Origin of the sequence: Nocardioides sp., assembly GCF_025965415.1 — a bacterium.
Taxonomy (GTDB): Bacteria; Actinomycetota; Actinomycetes; order Propionibacteriales; family Nocardioidaceae; genus Nocardioides.
This window is the reverse complement of the sequence record NZ_JAOPWY010000005.1, coordinates 1-19,590: the sequence shown is the minus strand read 5'-3', so window position 1 is coordinate 19,590 and position 19,590 is coordinate 1. Positions and strand designations below refer to the sequence as shown.

17 protein-coding genes are annotated in these 19,590 nt (G+C 72.0%); 5 read left to right on the top strand and 12 right to left on the bottom strand.

Annotation, left to right across the window (positions count from 1 at the left end; genetic code table 11):
* Window positions 1–35: 35 nt before the first annotated feature.
* The 11 genes from JWN97_RS00610 to JWN97_RS00560 all read right to left on the bottom strand — a co-directional run bounded on the left by JWN97_RS00610 (window position 36) and on the right by JWN97_RS00560 (window position 15,100).
* Complete coding sequence (locus tag JWN97_RS00610) at window positions 36–1,070, bottom strand: hypothetical protein (RefSeq protein ID WP_297616570.1); 1,035 nt, start codon at window positions 1,068–1,070, stop codon at window positions 36–38.
* A 34-nt stretch (window positions 1,071–1,104) separates the two neighbouring features.
* Window positions 1,105–2,298, bottom strand: a complete 1,194-nt coding sequence (locus JWN97_RS00605; RefSeq protein ID WP_297616567.1) for an acyl-CoA dehydrogenase family protein — start codon at window positions 2,296–2,298, stop codon at window positions 1,105–1,107.
* A 55-nt stretch (window positions 2,299–2,353) separates the two neighbouring features.
* Complete coding sequence (locus JWN97_RS00600) at window positions 2,354–4,675, bottom strand: hypothetical protein (protein WP_297616564.1); 2,322 nt, start codon at window positions 4,673–4,675, stop codon at window positions 2,354–2,356.
* Entirely contained in the window at window positions 4,672–5,706 is a 1,035-nt protein-coding gene (locus tag JWN97_RS00595; RefSeq protein WP_297616561.1) for a glycosyltransferase family 2 protein, read from the bottom strand. The genes JWN97_RS00600 and JWN97_RS00595 overlap by 4 nt, the downstream gene beginning before the upstream one ends.
* Entirely contained in the window at window positions 5,703–5,945 is a 243-nt protein-coding gene (locus JWN97_RS00590) for a hypothetical protein (protein ID WP_297616559.1), read from the bottom strand. The genes JWN97_RS00595 and JWN97_RS00590 overlap by 4 nt, the downstream gene beginning before the upstream one ends.
* Window positions 5,942–7,264: a DUF6752 domain-containing protein gene (locus JWN97_RS00585; RefSeq protein ID WP_297616556.1), complete on the bottom strand. Its 1,323-nt coding sequence runs from the start codon at window positions 7,262–7,264 to the stop codon at window positions 5,942–5,944. The genes JWN97_RS00590 and JWN97_RS00585 overlap by 4 nt, the downstream gene beginning before the upstream one ends.
* On the bottom strand, window positions 7,261–8,853 hold the full coding sequence (locus JWN97_RS00580) for a methyltransferase domain-containing protein (protein WP_297616553.1): 1,593 nt from the start codon (window positions 8,851–8,853) through the stop codon (window positions 7,261–7,263). Before JWN97_RS00580 ends, JWN97_RS00585 begins: the two co-directional genes overlap by 4 nt.
* Before the next feature lie 49 nt (window positions 8,854–8,902).
* Window positions 8,903–11,965 (bottom strand): cutinase family protein, encoded by a 3,063-nt coding sequence (locus JWN97_RS00575; protein ID WP_297616550.1) that lies wholly within the window; start codon window positions 11,963–11,965, stop codon window positions 8,903–8,905.
* 1 nt (window position 11,966) lies between these two features.
* Entirely contained in the window at window positions 11,967–13,349 is a 1,383-nt protein-coding gene (locus JWN97_RS00570; protein WP_297616547.1) for a phospholipase D-like domain-containing protein, read from the bottom strand.
* Window positions 13,350–13,520: 171 nt separating this feature from the next.
* Entirely contained in the window at window positions 13,521–13,952 is a 432-nt protein-coding gene (locus JWN97_RS00565; protein WP_297616544.1) for a hypothetical protein, read from the bottom strand.
* Window positions 13,949–15,100, bottom strand: coding sequence for a hypothetical protein (locus JWN97_RS00560; protein ID WP_297616542.1), 1,152 nt, complete (start codon window positions 15,098–15,100; stop codon window positions 13,949–13,951). Before JWN97_RS00560 ends, JWN97_RS00565 begins: the two co-directional genes overlap by 4 nt.
* A 149-nt stretch (window positions 15,101–15,249) precedes the next feature.
* Here JWN97_RS00560 and JWN97_RS00555 point away from each other — a divergent pair, with 149 nt between their 5' ends.
* From JWN97_RS00555 to JWN97_RS00540, 4 genes are read left to right on the top strand one after another with little or no spacing between them, the layout of a single operon-like run.
* Window positions 15,250–16,548 carry a CBS domain-containing protein gene (locus JWN97_RS00555; protein WP_297616539.1) on the top strand — a complete coding sequence of 433 codons (1,299 nt, stop codon included), beginning with the start codon at window positions 15,250–15,252 and terminating at the stop codon, window positions 16,546–16,548.
* Entirely contained in the window at window positions 16,545–17,087 is a 543-nt protein-coding gene (locus JWN97_RS00550) for a DUF1003 domain-containing protein (protein ID WP_297616536.1), read from the top strand. The genes JWN97_RS00555 and JWN97_RS00550 overlap by 4 nt, the downstream gene beginning before the upstream one ends.
* A gap of 31 nt (window positions 17,088–17,118) precedes the next feature.
* Complete coding sequence (locus JWN97_RS00545; protein WP_297616532.1) at window positions 17,119–18,279, top strand: Mrp/NBP35 family ATP-binding protein; 1,161 nt, start codon at window positions 17,119–17,121, stop codon at window positions 18,277–18,279.
* Window positions 18,280–18,296: 17 nt separating this feature from the next.
* Window positions 18,297–18,617, top strand: a complete 321-nt coding sequence (locus tag JWN97_RS00540) for a sec-independent translocase (RefSeq protein ID WP_297616530.1) — start codon at window positions 18,297–18,299, stop codon at window positions 18,615–18,617.
* 4 nt (window positions 18,618–18,621) lie between these two features.
* Here JWN97_RS00540 and JWN97_RS00535 read toward each other — a convergent pair whose 3' ends face one another.
* A complete protein-coding gene (locus JWN97_RS00535) occupies window positions 18,622–19,170 on the bottom strand; it encodes a hypothetical protein (protein WP_297616527.1) in 549 nt (182 codons plus the stop codon).
* 129 nt (window positions 19,171–19,299) lie between these two features.
* On the opposite strand from JWN97_RS00535, the gene JWN97_RS00530 reads away from it, so the two are divergent.
* Window positions 19,300–19,590: hypothetical protein (locus JWN97_RS00530; RefSeq protein WP_297616524.1), on the top strand; the 291-nt coding region annotated here is incomplete at its 3' end.

The following is a 19,590-nucleotide window of genomic DNA, read 5'->3' as shown; positions in this document are numbered from 1 at the left end:
GCCGCGGACGTCGCGGCCGAGGTCGCGGCCGGTCGCTAGGCCGGGTCCGCGTCCGGCCCGGCCGACCGGGTCAGCGCGGCGAGCAGGCCGGCGAGCCCGGCGAGGGCCGCCTCCCCCACCTCACGGTCGTCGAGCGTCTCGGGGTCGATGCCAGGTACGTCGACGGGCGTCAGGTCGGCCCAGTCGCCGACGAGCCGCACGCCGAGGTCGACCAGCCCCCTGCGCTGGGCGTCGGCCTCCTCGGTGACCCAGGGAAGCACGCCGAGGCCGATGGCGGGCTCGGCGGACTTGCGGGCAGCGAGCACCTGCTTGGTGAGCAGCCGCTTGCGCAGCTGGTGGCCCTGCGGGAACAAGAGGCCCTCGGCGTCGAGCAGCTCGTTGAGCCGTCGCATCGCCGTCGCCGAGGCGGCGCCCAGGGACTCGTTGGGATCGGGTGCGGACGTGAGGCCGTCGAGCTCGGGGCCCACGACCCCGGCGAACCTCCACCACAGCAGCTCGGGGGCCGATCCCGGCGGCGGGACCGTGACGACGGTGACGCGCTCGGGGCCGAAGACCGAGGCCCAGGTGCGCGCCAGCCGCACGAGGTCCTGCTGGATCCAGAACGCCCGGCCCGGCTCGGTCGCCGGTGCTCCCCGCCGGGCACTGGGCCGGTCGGTGCGGGCACCGATGACGTAGTCGTGCCAGCCCCAGGACCGGCCGTTCTGCACGGTCTCCTGCCACATCGCGGGGACCGACCGGTTGAGGTCGCGCGCGGTGAGGACCACCTCGACCTCGGCGTCGACGCCGTCGCGCAGCGCCTGCACGACGGCGGTCGGAGCCGGCCCGAGCAGCTCGACGGAGATGACCGAGGTGCCGTCGTGCCGCGAGACCGCGGCGGCGTGCTTGTCCCACATCGGCCCGCCACCGCGCAGCAGCTGCTGGACCGCCAGCACCTGACTGCGCCGACGCCGCCCCGGCACGCGGATGCCGCGCTCCTGCAGGAGCTCGCGGTGGGCGAACAGCCGCGACTGGACGAAGGTGGTGCCCGACTTCATCGCCCCGACGTGGAGGACGAGACGACCACCGGGCATGCGAGCGATCCTAGGGCCCGGAGCCGGCGCGCCGTCAGCGGAGCTTGTAGTCCTTGAGGACGCTGCGGCCGATGATCATCTTCTGGATGTCGGAGGTGCCCTCGCCGATCAGCATGAACGCCGCCTCGCGGTAGAGGCGCTCGATCTCGTACTCCTTGGAGTAGCCGTAGCCGCCGTGGATGCGGAACGACGCCTCGACGACCTCGTTGCAGTATTCGCTCGCCAGCATCTTGGCCATGCCGGCCTCGACGTCCATCCGCTGGCCGGAGTCCTTGAGGCGGGCCGCCTTCACCATCATGGTGTGCGCGGTCTCGACCTTGGTCGCCATCTCCGCGAGGCGGAACAGGACCGCCTGGTGCTCGGCGATCGGCTTGCCGAAGGTCTCGCGCTGCTGGGCGTAGGCGATGCCGAGCTCGAAGGCGCGGTGGGCGATGCCGCAGGCGCGGGCGGCGACGTTGACGCGGCCGACCTCGACGCCGTCCATCATCTGGTAGAAGCCCTTGCCGGGCTCACCACCGAGGACCTGGTCGGCAGAGATGCGGTGGTTCTCGAAGATGGCCTCGGTCGTGTCGACACCCTTGTAGCCCATCTTGTCGATCTTGCCGGGGATGGTCAGGCCGGGCGCGGTCTCGCCGAAGCCGGGCTCCTTCTCCACCAGGAACGTCGTCATGTTCTTGTAGACCGACTCCGCGCCGTCGTCGGTCTTCGTCAGCACTGCGATCAGCGTCGACGAGCCGCCGTTGGTCAGCCACATCTTCTGGCCGTTGATGACGTAGTCGTCCCCGTCCCTGACCGCCTTGGTGGAGATCGCCGACACGTCGGAGCCCAGGCCGGGCTCGGACATCGAGAACGCGCCCCGCACCTCACCGGTCGCCATCCGCGGGAGGTACTTCTGCTTCTGCTCCTCGGTCCCGTGCTGCATCAGCATGTAGGCCACGATGAAGTGGGTGTTGATCACACCGGACACGCTCATCCAGCCGCGGGCGATCTCCTCCACGCACAGCGCGTACGTCAGCAGCGACTCGCCGAGGCCGTCGTACTCCTCCGGGATCGTCAGCCCGAAGATGCCCAGCTCCTTGAGTCCCTCGACGATCTCGGTGGGGTACTCGTCCTTGTGCTCGAGCTCCGTGGCGACGGGGATGATCTTCTCGTCCACGAACTGCCGGACCGCCTTGAGGATCTCGGTCTGGTCCTCGGTGAGGCCTTCGGTCTGGCAGAGGCGAGGCATGTCGTGGCTCCTGTGCGGTCGCTGAGTGGAACGCTCGGGAGTCTAGTGAGCGCTCCTACGGCTGGGCAGGGGCCTCGTCCGAGACTGTTGTCACATCGTCCCGGGGCTCCAGGGGGCCGCGGTCGGCGGCGGTCCACGGGCGCTCGTCGGGCCGGCGGCGGCGCCACGAGCGCCAGCCGACGAGCGCGAGGCCGAGACCCAGCACCGTGCCGAGGCCGGCGCCCAGCAGGCCGACCGCGAAGCCCGGCGGGCGGTAGGTGAGGTCGACCGTGCCGCTCGCCCCCGCGGGCAGGGTGACGGTCAGGAGCCCGATGTCGCTGCGGGTGACGCTCAGCGGCTTGCCGTCGAGGTCGGCCGACCACCCGGGCCAGGCCAGCATCGAGAAGACCAGCTGGCCGCCCTCGTCGGCCGCCACGACGCCGAGGGTCTCGTGCGTGTCGCCGAGCGTCCTCGGGTCGGCCACCTCGACGCCGTCGGAGACCCATGACAGCTCGGAGCCGGCGTACGGCTGCTCGCCGTCGTGGCGCAGCACGATGGCGCGACCGTCGCTCGGCTGCTCGGTCCAGCCCTCCCCCGGCGTGACGCCCTTGGCCAGCGTCGGCTGCACGACGATGGTGTCGAGCTTCATCAGGTCGGCGAGGGCAGGCTGCCCGGAGCCGCCGACCTTCCAGAGGTTGCGGTAGCCGCAGGCCTGGGTAAGGCCGTCGTACTCCATGCAGAAGTTCCGGGTGAAGGGCAAGAAGCCCATGCCGGTGTAGTTGTTGACCGCCTCGACCCCGGCGGGGTGGTACATGCTGCCGGGGAGGTAGGTGTCCCACTGCTGCTCGAGCTTGGCGATCTGGCCCTTGTTCTGCAGCGGCTTGAGGTCGGCGAACTGCATCACGCGGCCCTCGCGGTCGGCGAAGGTGTCCTGCAGGGCCGAGACGTCGCTCGGCACGTGCCACACGCGCGAGCTGGCGTTCTCGCCGAAGACGCCGACCTGCAGCGCCAGCACGGCCCCGACGCCCCCGACCGCCACCAGCGACACGAGTGCGGTGCGCCGCACCACCAGGTGGGCGGCGAGCGCGACGACGGTCAGCGCGGCGACCGCCGCGGTGCCCATCACCGCGCGCCGGAGCTCGGAGGGGTCCTGCGACCAGGTGAGCCAGCCGAGCGCGACGAGGATCAGGCCGGTGCCGACCATCCGCGGGCGCATCGACGAACGGGCCAGGCCCTGGCTGAGCAGCACCGCGAAGACGACCAGCACGCCGAGGTAGAAGTACTCGATGACGCGCAGCGGCCAGCGGAAGAGCCACAGCTTGCTGGGCCCCAGGGTGAGGGCGAGGTAGAGGACGGTGATGACGCCGAGGCCCACGAGCTCGCGGGCTCGGCGGCGCAGTGCGCCGTAGCGCAGCCACGGGAGCAGCGGCAGCACGAACCACGCCAGGAAGGTGGCCGGAACGAGCATCGGGCCGGTGATCGCCCTGATCGGCGGCGTGTGGAGCGGCGAGCTCGCCGCGAGCAGGTCACCGGCCGTCGGGCGCAGCTTGCCGCTGTTCTCGAACAGCGCACCCGCGGAGCGGACCGCGAGGTCGGAGGTCTCCAGCAGCGGGAGGTAGACGAGGGGCAGGAAGGCGGCCACCGCCAGGCCGACCAGCGCCAGCCGCACCACGCCACCCCACGCGCGCAGGACGATGCCCTCGATGACGAGGGCAGCGCCGACGGTGATCACCGCGAGGGTGCCGTAGGGGTTGCCGTTGAGCACCGCGAGCACCCCGGCCAGGAAGGCCCAGAAGGGGCTGCCCACGCCGCGCAGCGCGCGGCGGAAGGTGACCCACACCCACGGGGCGTAGGCGAAGGCCATCAGGCCCGACGGCCAGGACGCGGCGTCCCAGAACAGGGTGAAGCCCGAGAACGGCAGCGCGATCGCGACCGCCGCGGCCGGGGCGGGAGCGGCGTCGTACTCCCGGGCGAGGAGGTAGGTGCCGAGCGCGAGCAGCACCATGACCGTCGCCTTGACGAGGTAGGTGGACACGGCCAGGTCGGGACCGAGCGACACCGCGACCCAGACCAGCACGTTGAGCGGGTTGTAGGTGCCGAAGAGGGCCTCGGCGACGTAGTTGCCGCCGGCCCACGACTGCGGGTCGAGCCACAGCGGCCACTGGCCACCGCGCACCATCTCGCCGAAGTGCCACCACGTCGGGGCGAACTGCACCGCCGTGTCGCCACGCTGGTAGAACCAGCCGGTGATCACGAACGGGACAGCCGTGTAGACGGCGGTCACCACGACCACGAGCAGCGGCCACACCCAGGTCGCGCGCGGTGCGGCCTCCGCGTCGCCGGCGCGCCTGCGGCCACGGAGGGGACTGGACGTGCGGATGGTGCTGGAGTCGGTCACGCCGGCTCGCTCCGTTCGGTCGACTGGCCCTCCAGCTCGTGGAGCGCCTCGTGCTCGCGGCCCAGGACGCTGGTCACCGGGAGACCGGACTCGCTGCTCTCCTTGAGCAGGAACAGCGGTCGCTGCTTGGTCTCGGCGTAGATCCGGCCGAGGTACTCGCCGATCACGCCGAGCACGACGAGCTGGACACCGCCCAGCGCGGTGACCGCGCAGATCGTGGTGACGTAGCCGGGCACGCTGTTGCCGTTGACGATGGCGTCGACCAGCACCCAGAGGGCGTAGCCGACGGCCACGACCGTGACCAGGATGCCCAGCCAGATCGACATCCGCAGCGGGCGGTAGTTGAACGACACGACGCCGTCGATGCCGTAGTTGAAGAGGTCGCGCATCCGCCACTTGGTCGCACCGGACTCGCGCGAGACGTTCTCGTAGTCGACGACAGCGGTCGGGAAGCCGATCCAGGCGAAGAGGCCCTTGGAGAACCGGTTGGTCTCCCCCAGCGTCAGCAGGGCGCGGACCGCGCGCCGGTCGAGGACCCGGAAGTCGCCGACGCCGTCCTCGAGATCGACCTCGACCAACCGGTTCATCAGCCGGTAGTAGAGCCGGGACAGCGCGGTGCGCAGCACCGGGTCACCTGCGCGGGTGCGGCGGGCCACGACCTGGGAGTACTCACCCGTCGCCAGCAGCGGCAGCATCGTCGCCAGCAGGCTCGGGGGGTGCTGCAGGTCGGCGTCCATGATCGCGACCTTGTCGCCACGCGCGTGGCTCAGCCCGGCGAGCATCGCCGACTCCTTGCCGAAGTTGCGGCTCAGGGAGAGGTAGCGGAAGCGGGGGTGGTGGCGGTGCACCTCGCGCAGCATCGGGAGGGTGCGGTCGCGGCTGCCGTCGTCGACCAGGATCACCTCGAAGTCGGGCGTCAGCGCGGACAGCTGCTCGGTGAGCACCTCGACCAGGCGCGGCAGCGACTCCTCCTCGTTGAAGCAGGGGACCACCACGGAGAGCTCGATCGGCGGGGCTGACATGTCGGTCATGCTCCCATCCCGGTGCCGGTCCGGCGGGACAGCACCTCCGCGACGTCGCGCTCCAGCGCGTCGACGAGGGCGGCCAGCGGCACCTCGAGCCCGCGGTCCTCGGCCACGGCCACCTCGAGCGACGCGGCGGCCGCCTCGAGGTCGGCGAGCTCGTCCACGCCCGTGGCCACCGCGACCCGGTCGCCCACGTGGCGTCGTACGCCGTCGCGCAGCCGCTCCACGAGGCCCGGCTTCGTCACAGCGACCGGTCCCGGTAGGAGCGGAGCGCCGCCATCGTCAGGTCCTCGTCCTGCTGGGCCGCAGGCAGCAGCAGCTGGGCGACCACGTCGGACAGGGTGGCCACCCGCAGGTGCAGCGCCCGGGACTGCTCGACCTGGGCCTCCAGCTCGGCGATCCGCTTCTCGAGACGCGCGACGCGCCGGTCGCGCACGGGCGCGGCCAGGCGGGTCAGCGAGCCTCGCACGGCCCCCTTGACCTCGGCGGCCACCCGCGAGCGGCCGTCGGCGGGCTCCTCCGCGGTGCCCCCGGCGGGGGTGCGTACGTCGGCACCGGCGTCGCGCGCCCACACCAGCAGGTCGGCGAGGGCCAGGGCCGCCGATCCGGCCACCTCGGTGTCGCTCACCTCGCCCGGCAGTCGCGCCTCCGCACGGGTCGGTCGCAGGTCCTCCAGGTCGCCGTGGACGCGGTAGCCCGCGGCCGTGATCGCCGCGATCGCCGCCTCGGCCTGGGCCGCGGCCTCGTCGGCGTGGGCGTCGGTCAGTCCGATCGGCTCGCGGCCGATCGGGGCCAGGATGGTGTGGGCGAGCAGGTCGCGCAGCCACAGCGACCTCTGGCGTCCGCCGCGGATCCGGCCGTCCAGGCCGGCGTTGACCCGGCGCAGCAGCTCGGCCTCGACCACGCCCAGCGACTCGTTGGCCCGCTCGACACCCAGGTCGAGGTCGGCGACCCCGTCAAGCCCGGTCGCGGCCGCGAACCGGTGCCAGAGCTCGTCCGCCCCGGCGGGCCGGGAGGGGACGGTCACGACGTGCACGCGCTCGGCCGGGAGGTCGGCGCCCCAGCGGGCGGCGACGTGGGCCGGCTGCATGGTGCGCCAGCCCCACTCGCTGTCGACCGCGCTCTCCTGTGGCGGCGACCAGGACTCGAGCGGCTTGGTGATGCCGAACTTGAGCTGCTCCTGCCACGAGGAGGCGATGGCCTTGCCGAGGTCGCGCGCGGAGACCACCACGTGCACCTCGATGCCGTCGAGGCGGGCGAGCGCCGTGCGCACCTGCTCCGCGGAGGCGTTGGCGAACAGCTCGTAGCTCACGATCGCCGAGGAGCCCTGCCACGCGCGCACCTGCTCCACGACCCGGTCCCACGCGTGGCGGGCGGCGTCCGGGAGGTCGTCGAGGCGGTGGTCGCCACGCACGGCCATGGCTGCGTGGATCAGCTCCAGGCGCGGTCCGACGACCAGCACCCCGGCCTTCGCCAGGGTGTCGGCGTTGTGCTCCAGCACCTGCTGGATGAAGGTGGTGCCCGACTTGGGGCCTCCCACGTGGAGGTGCACGACCTGCGTCATCGGTCCGTCCGACCTTCCTGCGCTGCGTTGTCTGGTGCCGGGTACTCGACGATCATCCGCCAGCGCGCCGGGCTGCCGGTGCGACTGGCCCGTGCGGCCGCGGCGAGTCCCTCCCGGTGCACGACCCGGCCACCACTGGCGCGTACGTCGTCGACGACCGCCGTCGGGTCCACCGGCCACAGGCGTGGCGACCCGGTGCGCTCCTGCGCGAGTCGGCACTCCTGCGGCGAGCGGCTGACCCCCTCGACGAAGACCCGACCACCGTCGCTGAGCGCCATCGAGGCGAAGCGCCAGAGCTGGTCGCGCGAGCGGGGCGGGACCGCCTCGAGGACCCGGCGTGCCGTGACGACCTTGGGGCCCTTCTGGCGCGCGGCCAGCGCTCCCACGGTGAGCACGTCGCGCTCGTCGAGCAGGTTGATGACCCGGCGACCGACGCTGTCGGGCAGGTCGATCTCCTGGCCGCCGAGCGCGTGCTTGCCGGGATGGGCGTAGTCGTAGCCGATCGCCTTGTACCCCGCGCGGTGGTAGGCGCGGAGGTCGGCGGACGAGCCGGAGCCCACGTCGAGCACGCGCAGCTGGCCGTCGTGGGTGTCGTCGAGCCGGTCGACCACCCAGTGCGCGAAGGGGCTGGGGCGCATGCCCGCCGCGCCGACCTGGCCGTTGTACTGCGTCCAGTCGCGCCGGTTGGTCATGACCGAGCTGAACCAGCCGTCGAAGCGGTCGGTGATCTCCCGCGACGGCAGGTGGCGGAACGACGGGTCCGGCACCCGCCACTGGGGTCCGTAGGAGACGGCCAGCAGCCGGTCGGGGTCGGCGGGGGCCGGCATGTCGCGGCCCTCGAACTCCAGCGTGCGCAGCGGCAGGATCGCCGAGCGGGGCACGCGCTCGCGCACGGTGGCGGTCTCGTGGAGCAGGTCGCCGACGTAGAAGCAGGTGTAGATGTCGATGCCGTCCTCGCCGCCATCGGGGGCGTCGTAGACGACGGTGATGAAGCTGGCGGTCTTGTGCTTGACCGAGATGCCGGCGTCGACCAGCGCCCGGGCGATGTCCCAGAGCTCCACGGCCATCTCCGCCGGGGTCTGCTTCTCCGACAGGAAGCACAGGTCGATGTCGCTGTCGTGGCCGATGACCGCGCCGGAGCGGGCAGCGCCGAGAAGCGTGCCGAACGAGATCCACCCCTCGACGCCGCACGAGTCACGCATCACGCGGAGCACCCGCTCCGCCATCGCGGTCATCGCCTCGACGGCCCCGCCCTCGCGCCGCGTCTCGAAGATCCGCTGGGTCAGGCCCCACTTGTCGATGATGACCGGGTTGCCGAAGCGGTCGACGAGCTCGACGCGCCCCTGGCCCGAGCCGAAGGTGAGCTCCTCGCGGAACACCTCCTGCTCGTCGACGGTGATGGTCACCAGCGAGGTCCCGTCGAGGCGCGCCTTGAGCCGCTTGGGCCACGGCACCGTCACCGGGTCCGGGCCGTCCTCCACCGCGACCGACCAGCCGCGCCAGCCGTCGAAGTGCACGTCGAGGGAGCAGTCGGCGCCGCGCTCGAGGTGCAGGCCCTCGTCGTCGACGCGGTGCACGCCCACCCTCATCGCGACTCCTCCCCTGCTGCCCGGCTGCTCGATATGGGCAGCCGGGACATTACTGCACGGTGAAGCGCGAGGAGACCACCGCGTGGTCCGTCGTACGCCGCACCTGGGCGCCCTGGTTGACCTCGGTGTTGTCGAAGGAGCCGCGACCGAAGATCCAGTCGACCCGCATCGCCTTGGGGAGGCGGCAGGCTGCACCCTTCGTCTCGCCGCCGACGGCCGCGTTGAGGTCGGTCGGGCAGGCGATCCGGCGGAACGCCTTGGCGTGCTCGTTGAGGTCACCGGTCACCAGCACCGGCAGTCCGTCGCCGGCGAGCTGCTTGACCGTCTGCTTGATGATGTCCATGCCCTTGTCGCGGTCGGTCTGCATCTTGCCGGGCGAGAGGTGGGCGTTGATCCAGTAGATCTCGCGACCGGTCGAGGTGTTGCGGAGCCGGACGAGGGCCTGGGGGCGCGAGGCACCCATGAACGGCATCTGGAGGGTGTTGCCCCAGACGTAGGACCACTCGGAGTCCTTCCACATCACCGACTGTGGCGCCGCGTCGTAGCCCATGGTGTTGCCGGGGTAGAACGAGAAGGCGCCGTTGGTGGCCACGTCGAGCGCGGTGATCTGGTCGGGCTGCGGCTCGGAGAGTCCGACGAGGGTCGCGCCCCGCTGGTTGATGAGGTTCTTGGCCCACTCGGTGCGGACCCGGCCGGGGGCGAAGTTGGGACGGGCACCACCCGGCGCGGTGTGCTGGCTGCCGAGGATGTTGAAGGTCATCACCTCGGCCGACATCGCGCCGCGCCTGGCCCGGGCGTTGACGCTCGGGCGGCCGGCGATCGCCGTGGTGGCGATCTTGGCCGCGGTCCACTTCTTGACCTGCTTGGTGGTCACGACCGTGCCGGGCGGCCACGGGGACGCCGGCTCGGCCGGCATGGCCGCCGGGACCATCGTGCCGTTGCCGAGCTGGCCCGACTCGTTGGCGCCCCAGCAACCGGCGCCCTCGGCGCAGAGGTGGAGCCAGCCGCCGGTGACCGGACCGCTGGACACCAGGCCGGCGACGACGGGGGTCGAGGAGCCGCTGCCGCTCGCCGCAGGCCCGAGCTGGCCGTAGCGGTTGTCGCCCCAGCACAGCACCTGGCCGTCGGTGCGGCTGGCGCATGTGGCGGTCACCGCGGTGCCGACGGCGGTGAAGCTGCCGCCGTCGCTGACCTGGACGGGAACGGCGGAGTTGGTGCGGGTGCCGTTGCCGAGCTCACCGTTGGAGTTCTCGCCCCAGCACCAGACCTGGCCGGTGGGGGTGACGCCACAGCTGCGACCCCAGGTCGTGGAGACCTGGGAGAGCTGGATGCCGCCGGTCACGACGGTCGGCCGGTTGCGGTTGGTGATCGTGCCGTCACCGACCGAGCCCATGGAGTTCTCGCCCCAGCAGTACGCCGTACCGCTGGACGTGGTGCCACAGGTGCCCCAGCCGCCGGCGGAGACCGACGTCCACTGCTGGTCGCCCAGCACCCGCATCGGACCGCTGCTGCGGGCGGTGGTGGTGCCGGCGCCGAGCTGGCCGCGCTGGTTCTGGCCCCAGCACCAGGCGGAACCGTCCGTCTGGGTGGCGCAGGCGTGCTGCCACGACGCCGAGACGTCGCGCCACGTCGTCGTGGTGCCGACCTGGCGCGGCAGCGGGGAGGTGACCTTGTCGGCCGCGCCGAGCTGGCCGAAGTTGTTGAGCCCCCAGCACCACAGGGTGCCGTCGAGCTTGATGCCGCAGGTGAAGCTGCCGCCGCTGGCGATCCGCGCCCACCCGGTGCCCGCCACCTGCGTGGGGCTGACGCGCAGCGTCGTGGTGCCGTCGCCGAGCTGGCCGTAGTCGTTGCGGCCCTGGCACCAGGCGGTGCCGTCGGGGCGCACGGCGCACGAGGACTGGCCGCCGGCCGCGGCGCCGCTGGAGGGCTCGCGGACGACGACGGTGAAGACGCGGCTCTTCGCGGTGGTGGCCGGCGACACGCCAGCCAGGGTGTAGGACACGGGGTAGGAGCCGGCCGCGTCGATCCGGCCGGTCACCGCGCCGGTGTCCGACAGGCTGAGGCCGGCGGGGACGGAGACGGGCGTGAAGCGGGCCGCGGGGGGCGTCGGCGAGCCGCCGACGACGTTGATCTGGGTCGAGATCTGCTCCTTGACGCCGACCACGACCTGCTGCGAGACCGGGACGGGCCACAGCGAGACCTGGGCCCAGGCCCGGTCGGCGGCCGTGCGCATGGCGGAGCGGGACTTCTTCGAGCCGTAGGACAGCGACAGCGAGAGGGCCTTGGCGGCCGAGACCTTGCTCGGGTTGCAGATCAGGTCGCCCTTGTGGCAGACCGAGACGACCCGGAAGGTGCCGGTGGGGTCGGGGACGTCGCCCGATGCCTTGGTGAGCTTGGTGAGGATGCCCTCGGAGTTGGTGGCCGCGGCCGGGTCACCCAGCGGACGACCGGTCGACGACTTCCGCACCCGCGAGGGGTCGGAGATGGTGACGGCGCCGGCCACGTTGGCCAGCACGCCCTTGGCGTCGAGGTCCTGGACCACGCGGTGGGCGACGGCCGCTCCCTGGGCGTAGCCGACGAGCAGCACCTGCTGCTCGGGGCAGGTCGCGAGCTGGCTGTTGACCAGCGCGCGGGTGGCCTTGGTGCCGGACCGGATCGGCTTCTTCCAGCGCTTGAGGCCCGGCCGGCTGATGGCGCCGGCGCCGGGACCCTTCTTGGTGCGGAGGGTGACCACCGCGCCCGGCGTGGCGAGGCGTATGCGCTTGACCGCCACCGCGCGCCCCTGCTTCTGGGCGTTGGCGGAGATCTTGTTGGTGATCGCGGCGACGGCCTGGCCGGGGCGGTCCTTCTTGCCCTGTCCGTTGCCGTCGATGCCGACGACGAGCACGTCGACGCACGCACCGGCGCGCCTGGCGGGGGCCGAGGTGGCAGCCGCCGGGGCCAGGTCGGCCGCATCCGCGCGGGGCGTGGCGACCCGGGCACCCTGGGAGCCGGCGGCCAGGAGGAGGCCGGCCACCAGGCCGACCGTCGCGAGCTGGGCGACCGCGGGTGCGAACCCGGCTACGGGAGATTCCTTGCGGACTCTTCGGGACCGGATTCGCATCGGGGTCATCTCAGTTCTCCTCCTTGATGAGGGCGTAGGGGTCGACGCCGCGCTTCTTGGCGCGCGACGCGACCAGGGCGTCATAGCGGTCCTGCGCAGCCGCGCGGGACTCGTAGGTGCTCATGGAGCCGGCCGCGGTGCGGCCGGTGGGGTCGCCGACGTTGTTGCTCGGGTGCTCCGGGCCCCAGGCCGCGGGGCGGTGGGTGAACATGTAGTCGATCCACTGCATGTAGCGGTTGGTGACCCACTTCTTGCGGACGATGCCGACGACCTCGTCGCTGGCGAGGGCGACCGACGTCCAGTTGGCCGAGCCGTTCCAGGTGATCTTGGCGGCGGGGTTGCCGCCGACGTTGCCGCTGATCGCCATCGACTTCATGTGGACGTAGCGGTCGTAGAGCCCGTCCTCGTCGGCGTCGTAGGCCAGGTGCGTGAGCGGGATCCTGGCCGCGCGCATGATGCGCAGGACCTCCCCGCCGAACATGGCGTAGACGAGCCGGATGTTGCAGCCCTGCCTGCGCAGCTGGACCAGCTTGCGGGCCAGCACCAGGCCGCGGTCGCCGTACATCGAGGTCTGGGCGATGCGGATGCGGGTGACGCCGGTCTTGGTGGCCGCGCCGGTGCAGGCGACGGTGTTGAGGGCGTCCATCACCGGGTCGCCGGTGATGCCCTTCCCGACGTAGGGGTAGAACGCCGTGCCGATGATGCCGTCGTCGTAGCCGGTGACGGGGTTCCTCAGGGGCTGGTCCTGGACCATCTGGTCGAAGACGCCGAGGAAGTTCTCGTAGCGCGCCTCGTCCTCCTTGACGGTGTAGAGGTCGTTCCACTGGATCGTGGCGCCGAGCTCGGTCGCGTTGTAGGAGCCGTACATCGTCACCCAGCGGACCGTCTTGAGCTCCTTGTGCTTCTTGACCCGCACCTTGTTGAAGAGGAAGAACTTGGAGTGCGGGATGCCGTGCTTGCCGCGGCAGGAGCTGATGCAGCGGCGCAGGAAGCTCTTCTTCGCCTTCGGCCGGTCCTTGTTGCCCTGCTTGAGGGCGGCGGCGAGGCGGGCGGCGTCGACGTTGGGGTTGTTGGGGTTCCAGTTGGCGCGGTCCATGACCACCTGGACGCTGACCTTGCGGCGGTGGGCGCGGATCAGGGCGTTGGTGATGTTGCCGCTGCGCACGTTCCACGCGGAGATGCGGATCTTGCCGCCGCGCGGGACCGAGTCGATGGTGCGGTTGACCTGACCGATCAACCGACGGACGTCGGCCTGCTTGCCGTAGGGGTTGTTGAACGCCGGGCCCTCCTTGGGCACGAAGTGGTCAGGCGTCCCGGACGCGGCCGAGGACGGCGCCCCGGAGAGGGACACCGCGACCAGGGCGGTCGCGACGAGGATGATCAACTTGCGCACGGTGTTTCCCCACAGACTGGTGTGTGCCCCGGGGACGGCCCGAACCTGCGCGCAGGCGGGAGCGGCCCCGTGACGAACGACTCTGACTATAACTCAATTTTCACATCAGTCACATGAGCATCACTGGCAGTGCCTGCTCATCGCGCCTGAAGCGCCCGGTTCGGACTCGGCTCAGGCCCCGCAGGAGGCCAACACCTTGTGGAACTCTCGGTTGCGCCGCAGGGGCACCTTCGACTCGTTGACCACCTCGCCCTTGGCGGCGTAGAAGGTGGTGCCGTAGGTGACCAGCCGCTGCCCGGAGGAGCAGTGGTAGACCATGGCCTGGACCCACTTCCCCTTGTCGGCGTCCTGGCACCCGTCGTACCTCTCGGGCAGGGTCGCCCCGGCCACCCACACGTCGGCGCACGCGGGGCCCGCGAGCTCCTCGGCCGGCTCCTCCGTGGGCGTCTCGCTGGGCTCCTCGGTCGGCGTGCTCGGCGACTCGCTGGTCGAGGGCTCCTCGGCCGAGTCCGGTCCCTCCTCGCCGCAGGCGGTGAGGCCGAGCCCGGCGACGAGCGTCAGGGCGGCGGCTGCGCCCCGGGTCCTGCTGGTGGTGCGTGTCATGGCGTTCCCCCCGGATCGACCACACTGACAGCGGCGTGGATGAAGTAGTGATCGCTGATCCTGGCCAGCGTAGCCCCGTCCTGGACGTAGCCCGAGAAGTTCACCCCTGCGCCACCGCCGCCCATGATCCAGTCGACGCGCAGGGGTGCTGGCGGCAGCGAGCACCCGGCCCCGCCACCGTTGGCCGCCAGGAAGCCGGTCGCGCCGCAGACCTTGTAGAAGAACTCCTCGTGCTCGTTGACGTCGCCGCCGATGAGCACGGGCTTGCCGCTCTCCGCCTCGAGGCGCTTCATGAGCGAGATCGCGATCGCCGTGCCGGCGTCGCGCTCGCCCTCGAGGCCACCGGCGGAGGTGTGGATGGAGATCACCCAGAACTCGGCGCCGGTGCCGAGGTCGCGGAGCAGGACGTAGGGCATGGGGATGGCCTGGCTGGCGAAGGTGAAGGTCACCGACCCGCCGTCGACCATCTCGAACTGGGAGGCGCGCCACGCGATCTGCAGACGCTGGCCGTTGCTGCCGAGCGACTGCTGGGGCCAGATCGAGTAGCCGGCGAGCCGGGCGTTGAGCACGCCGAGCTGGTCGTCCTGGACCTCCGACATGGTCAGCACGTCGACGCCGCGGCTCATCACCAGGCCGGCCGCCATGGCGGCCCGATCGGTGCCGGGACCGTAGCCACCGGGGCCGGCGGAGTGCTGGCTGCCGAGGACGTTCAGCGAGCCGATGCGGAAGGTCGAGGTCTTCTCCCTCGCCGCGAGCCGGGCCGCGCGACGCAGGCGCTTGGCCTTGAGCCTGGCCTGGCGCGCCTTGATGCGGGCCTGCACCCGGCGCTCGTGCACGACCCGGACGCCCCGGCGTGCCGCCGCGTTGTCGAGCGGGACCGCCCGTCGTCCCCCGAGGGAGTCGGCCCCCGCGAGCTGGCCGCCGCGCCGCTCGCTGCGCGACGCCTGCGGGGTGTGGGTCGCGGCGACCTCGGCCGCGGAGATGCTGGTCGAGGCGCCGGTGGCGTCGGCAGCAGGGTCGTCGCCGTCGGCCACGAGCAGCAGGGAAACCACCATGAGTCCGGTGACCGCGCAGGCCGGGACGAGCAGGTGCCAGGTCGACCGGACAGGCTTCGCAGCGCGTCGACGTGCGGCGCGGTGTGAGGGCACGGGAAAGAGGTTCCTTCGACTTCGGCGACGACCGCCCACGGGCGCTGTGGGGGCCGATCGAGGGTAACCCATCCGGGCGCTGTCGCCCATGTCGTCGCGGGAGGCCTGTCTGCGTCTCCCCGGGCGCTCGGCACGCTAACGTTGCGGCCGTGAGCAACACCCCGACCCGCGTCTTCGTGGCCCGGCTCGTCGGGCTGCCGATCTTCGACCCCCAGGGCGACCAGGTGGCCAAGGTGCGCGACCTCGTCGTCGCGCTCCGCACCGAGGCGAGCCAGCCGCGGGTGCTGGGCATGGTCGCGGAGGTCTTCGGCCGGCGACGGATCTTCGTGCCGATGACCCGCATCACCAACATCGACAGCGGTCAGGTGCACACGACGGGACTGCTCAACATGCGCCGGTTCGAGCAGCGCTCGACCGAGACCCTGGTGATGGGGCAGATGCTCGACCGCACGGTGACGATCAACGACCCGGCCAAGGAGGGCGGCGGCGTGAGCGGCGTCGTCTACGACGTCGCCATGGAGCAGGCACGCAACCGCGACTGGGTGCTCTCCCGGGTCGCGGTCCAGGAGCCCAGCAAGGGCTTCCGGCGCCGCGGGCAGACCCACGTGGTGGAGTGGCGCGACGTCTCCGGCCTCACCAAGCAGGAGCCGTCCCAGGGCGCCACGCACCTGATCGCCGCGCTCAACGACATGCGCCCCGCCGACGCGGCCAACATGATCCACGACCTCCCTGCGGAGCGCCGCTCCGCCGTGGTCGCGGCGCTCGACGACGAGCGCCTCGCCGACGTGCTGGAGGAGCTGCCCGAGGAGGACCAGGTCGAGATCCTCGAGCACCTCGACTCCGAGCGGGCCGCCGACATCCTCGAGGAGATGTCCGCCGACGACGCAGCCGACCTCATCGCCGACCTCAACCCGGAGACCGCGGCGACGCTGCTCGGGCTGATGGAGCCCGACGAGGCCGAGGACGTGCGCCGCCTGCTGTCGTACGACGACAACACCGCGGGCGCGATGATGACGCCGGAGCCGGTCATCCTCTCCCCCGACGCCACCATCGCCGACGCGCTCGCCCACGTCCGCAACCCCGAGCTCACGCCGGCCCTGGCCGCGCTCGTCTACGTCTGCCGGCAGCCGCTCGAGACCCCCACCGGGCGGCTCCTCGGCGCGGCCCACATCCAGCGACTCCTGCGCGAGCCGCCCTCGACCCTCGTCGCCGCGGCGCTCGACGACTCGATGGACCCGCTGCGCCCGGACGCCTCCATGGACGAGGTCGCCGCCCACCTCGCGACCTACAACCTCGTCGCCGCGCCCGTCGTCGACGACGAGGGCAGGCTGCTCGGGGCCGTCACGGTCGACGACCTGCTCGACCACATGCTGCCCGAGGGCTGGCGCGACCGGGCGCCGCGCCCCGGCAACATCAGCAGCACGTCCGGCGCCGGGAGCACGCGGTGAGCGACAACCGGCGCGCCCGCCTCGACACCCCGCGCGACACCCGCCGCCCGATCGTGCGGCGACCCAGTGTCGACGCCGACGCGTTCGGCGTGTTCGCGGAGTCGTTCGCCCGCTACATGGGCACCGCGAAGTTCCTGCTCTGGATGACGATGTTCGTCGTCGCGTGGATCGCCTGGAACACGCTGGCGCCCTCGGACCTGCGCTTCGACGAGTTCCCCTTCATCTTCCTGACGCTGATGCTCAGCCTCCAGGCGTCGTACGCCGCCCCGCTGATCCTGCTCGCGCAGAACCGCCAGGAGCAGCGCGACAAGGTCATCGCCGAGCAGGACCGGCAGGCCAACGCCCGCGCCCACGCCGACATGGAGTTTCTCGCCCGCGAGGTGGCGTCGCTGCGGATGTCGGTCGGCGAGGTCGCCACCCGCGACTTCCTGCGCTCGGAGCTGCGCGGCCTCCTCTCCGACATAGAAGACCTCTCCCAGCCGGACGCCCCGGACGACCGGCAGGCACCGCCCGACCAGGTTTCCCGACCGGGACCGTGAGCTCGGGGGGCGGCTCGTAGACTTCCTCATCATGAGCACCCCCACGCAGCAGCAGGTGATGGACGCACTGGCGACCGTCAACGACCCGGAGATCAAGCGACCGATCACGGACCTGGGGATGGTCGACTCCGTCGAGGTGGCCGAGGACGGCTCGGTCGCCGTCCACGTGCTCCTCACGGTCGCCGGCTGCCCGCTCAAGGACACGATCAACCGCGACGTGACCGCGGCCGTCTCGGCCGTTGCGGGCGTCGCGTCGGTCGACCTGACGCTGGGCGTGATGAGCGCCGAGCAGCGCGCCGGCCTCAAGGAGATCCTCAGCGACGGCCGCGCGCAGCGCGAGATCCCCTTCGCGCAGCCGGGCTCGCTGACCAAGGTCTACGCCATCGCCAGCGGCAAGGGCGGCGTGGGCAAGTCGTCGGTCACGGTCAACCTCGCCCTGGCCCTCGCCAAGGAGGGCCTGAAGGTCGGCATCGTCGACGCCGACATCTACGGCCACTCCGTCCCGGCCATGCTCGGCATCGCCGACTCCCGGCCTACCCAGGTCGACGACCTGATCATGCCGGTGCCCACGGCCAGCGGCGTCTCCGTGATCTCCATCGGCATGCTCAAGCCGCGTCGCGACCAGGTCGTCGCCTGGCGCGGACCGATGCTCGACCGGGCACTGGTCCAGATGCTCGCCGACGTCTACTGGGGCGACCTCGACGCCCTGCTGCTCGACCTGCCGCCCGGCACGGGCGACGTGGCCATCTCGCTCGGGCAGCACCTGCCGAGCGCCGAGGTCATCGTCGTCACGACCCCCCAGGAGGCGGCGGCCGAGGTCGCCGAGCGGGCCGGCACGATGGCCTCGATGATGCACCAGCGGGTCATCGGCGTCGTCGAGAACATGAGCTACCTCCCCTGTCCCCACTGCCCCGCCGAGGACGACCACCGGCTCGAGGTCTTCGGCAGCGGCGGCGGCGTCCGGGTGGCCAAGACCCTGTCGGACCGCTTCGGCTACGACGTCCCCGTGCTCGCCACCATCCCGCTCGACATCTCGCTGCGCGAGGGCGGTGACCACGGCAAGCCGATCGTCGAGGCCGATCCGGCCGCCCCGGCGTCCCGCGAGCTCACGCGCGTCGCCCGGACGCTGTCGGGTCGCGGACGCGGACTCGCGGGCATGCAGCTCGGACTGACCCCCTCCAGCAGGAACTGAGCAGTAGGTTCTGACCCATGTTCGACGTCGGGCTCCTCGAGCTGGCCATGATCGCCCTGGTGGCGGTCGTCGTGCTGGGCCCTGACCGCCTGCCCGACCTCGCCCGCCAGGCCGCCCAGCTGCTCCACCGGGCCCGGGGCCTGGCCCACAACGCACGCGACGAGCTCCGCAACGAGCTCGGCCCGGAGTACTCCGACCTCCAGCTGCGCGACCTCGACCCCCGCGCCATCGTGCGCAAGCACATCACCGAGGCGATGGCCGACTTCGACCGCGAGCAGGCCAGGAAGCCGACCCTGCCCGAGGGCCAGGTGCCGCCCTACGACGTCGAGGCGACCTGACCCGCTAGCCCGGGAGCTGGTCCTCCCGACTCTGCACCGCCACCAGCCCGTCGTACGCCAGCAGCACCTGCGCCCCGGACGCGTCACGCGCCTCCAAGAAGTCGGCGCCGACCCGCTCGACGTGGACCTCGTGGCGGGTGCCGTCGGCCAGGTGGACGACGCATCGCGCCTGCGCGTCTGCCAGGCGGCGCAGGGCGGCGCGGAGGCCGAGCCGGTCAAGGGGCGACCAGGCCACCTCCGGAACGGATCGCGGGCTGGCCCCGCGGACCGCGACGACCCGCCGTAGCGGCACGATCCAGTCCTGCGACGGGCCGCTGAGCAGGCACCACGACTCCCCCACCCGGTCCAGCCGACCCTCGACGCGGCCGACGTGCGGCAGGTCGATCGCCACGCGCTCCCCGCGCGACGCCATGAGCCGGCTCGCCAGCGTGACCGAGCCGTACTCGGTGCGCGCCCGGTCGGCGAGCTCGGCCTCGCGGTCGGCCTCCCACGCCGCGGCCGCCTGGCCCTCGAGGTCGTCGAACAGCGCGAACAGCTCGTGCTCCCAGGACATGACGCGAGCCTAGGCGCTCCGGGTCGTGCTGTGGAGAAACCTTTGACAACAACCGTCAATCTTCGTTGAATGAGGCAAACAGACGCAAACGAAGGGATTGCGATGGTGTCTCGGGGGAACGGCAGGGTCGTGTGGCGACCCGTCGCCGTCTGGGCGTCCGTGACGGTCGGCGGCGCGGGAGCAGGGCTGGCGGTGCCGGGCACCTGGCGTGCGGCCGGCGCGTCCGCCGGTCCCGGCGCGGTCGCCGACGTGCTCGTCGCGACCTGCGCCACGGTGCTGGCGCTCGCTCTCGGCTGGCTGTGGACGATCACCTCGGTGACCGTGGCCGGCGTCCTGACCGGACGCGTGGGGACGAGGGGCGGCGCCACCCGCCGCCTGGTGCTCGTCGCGTGCGGGGCCGCCGTCCTCGCAGGGGCCGGA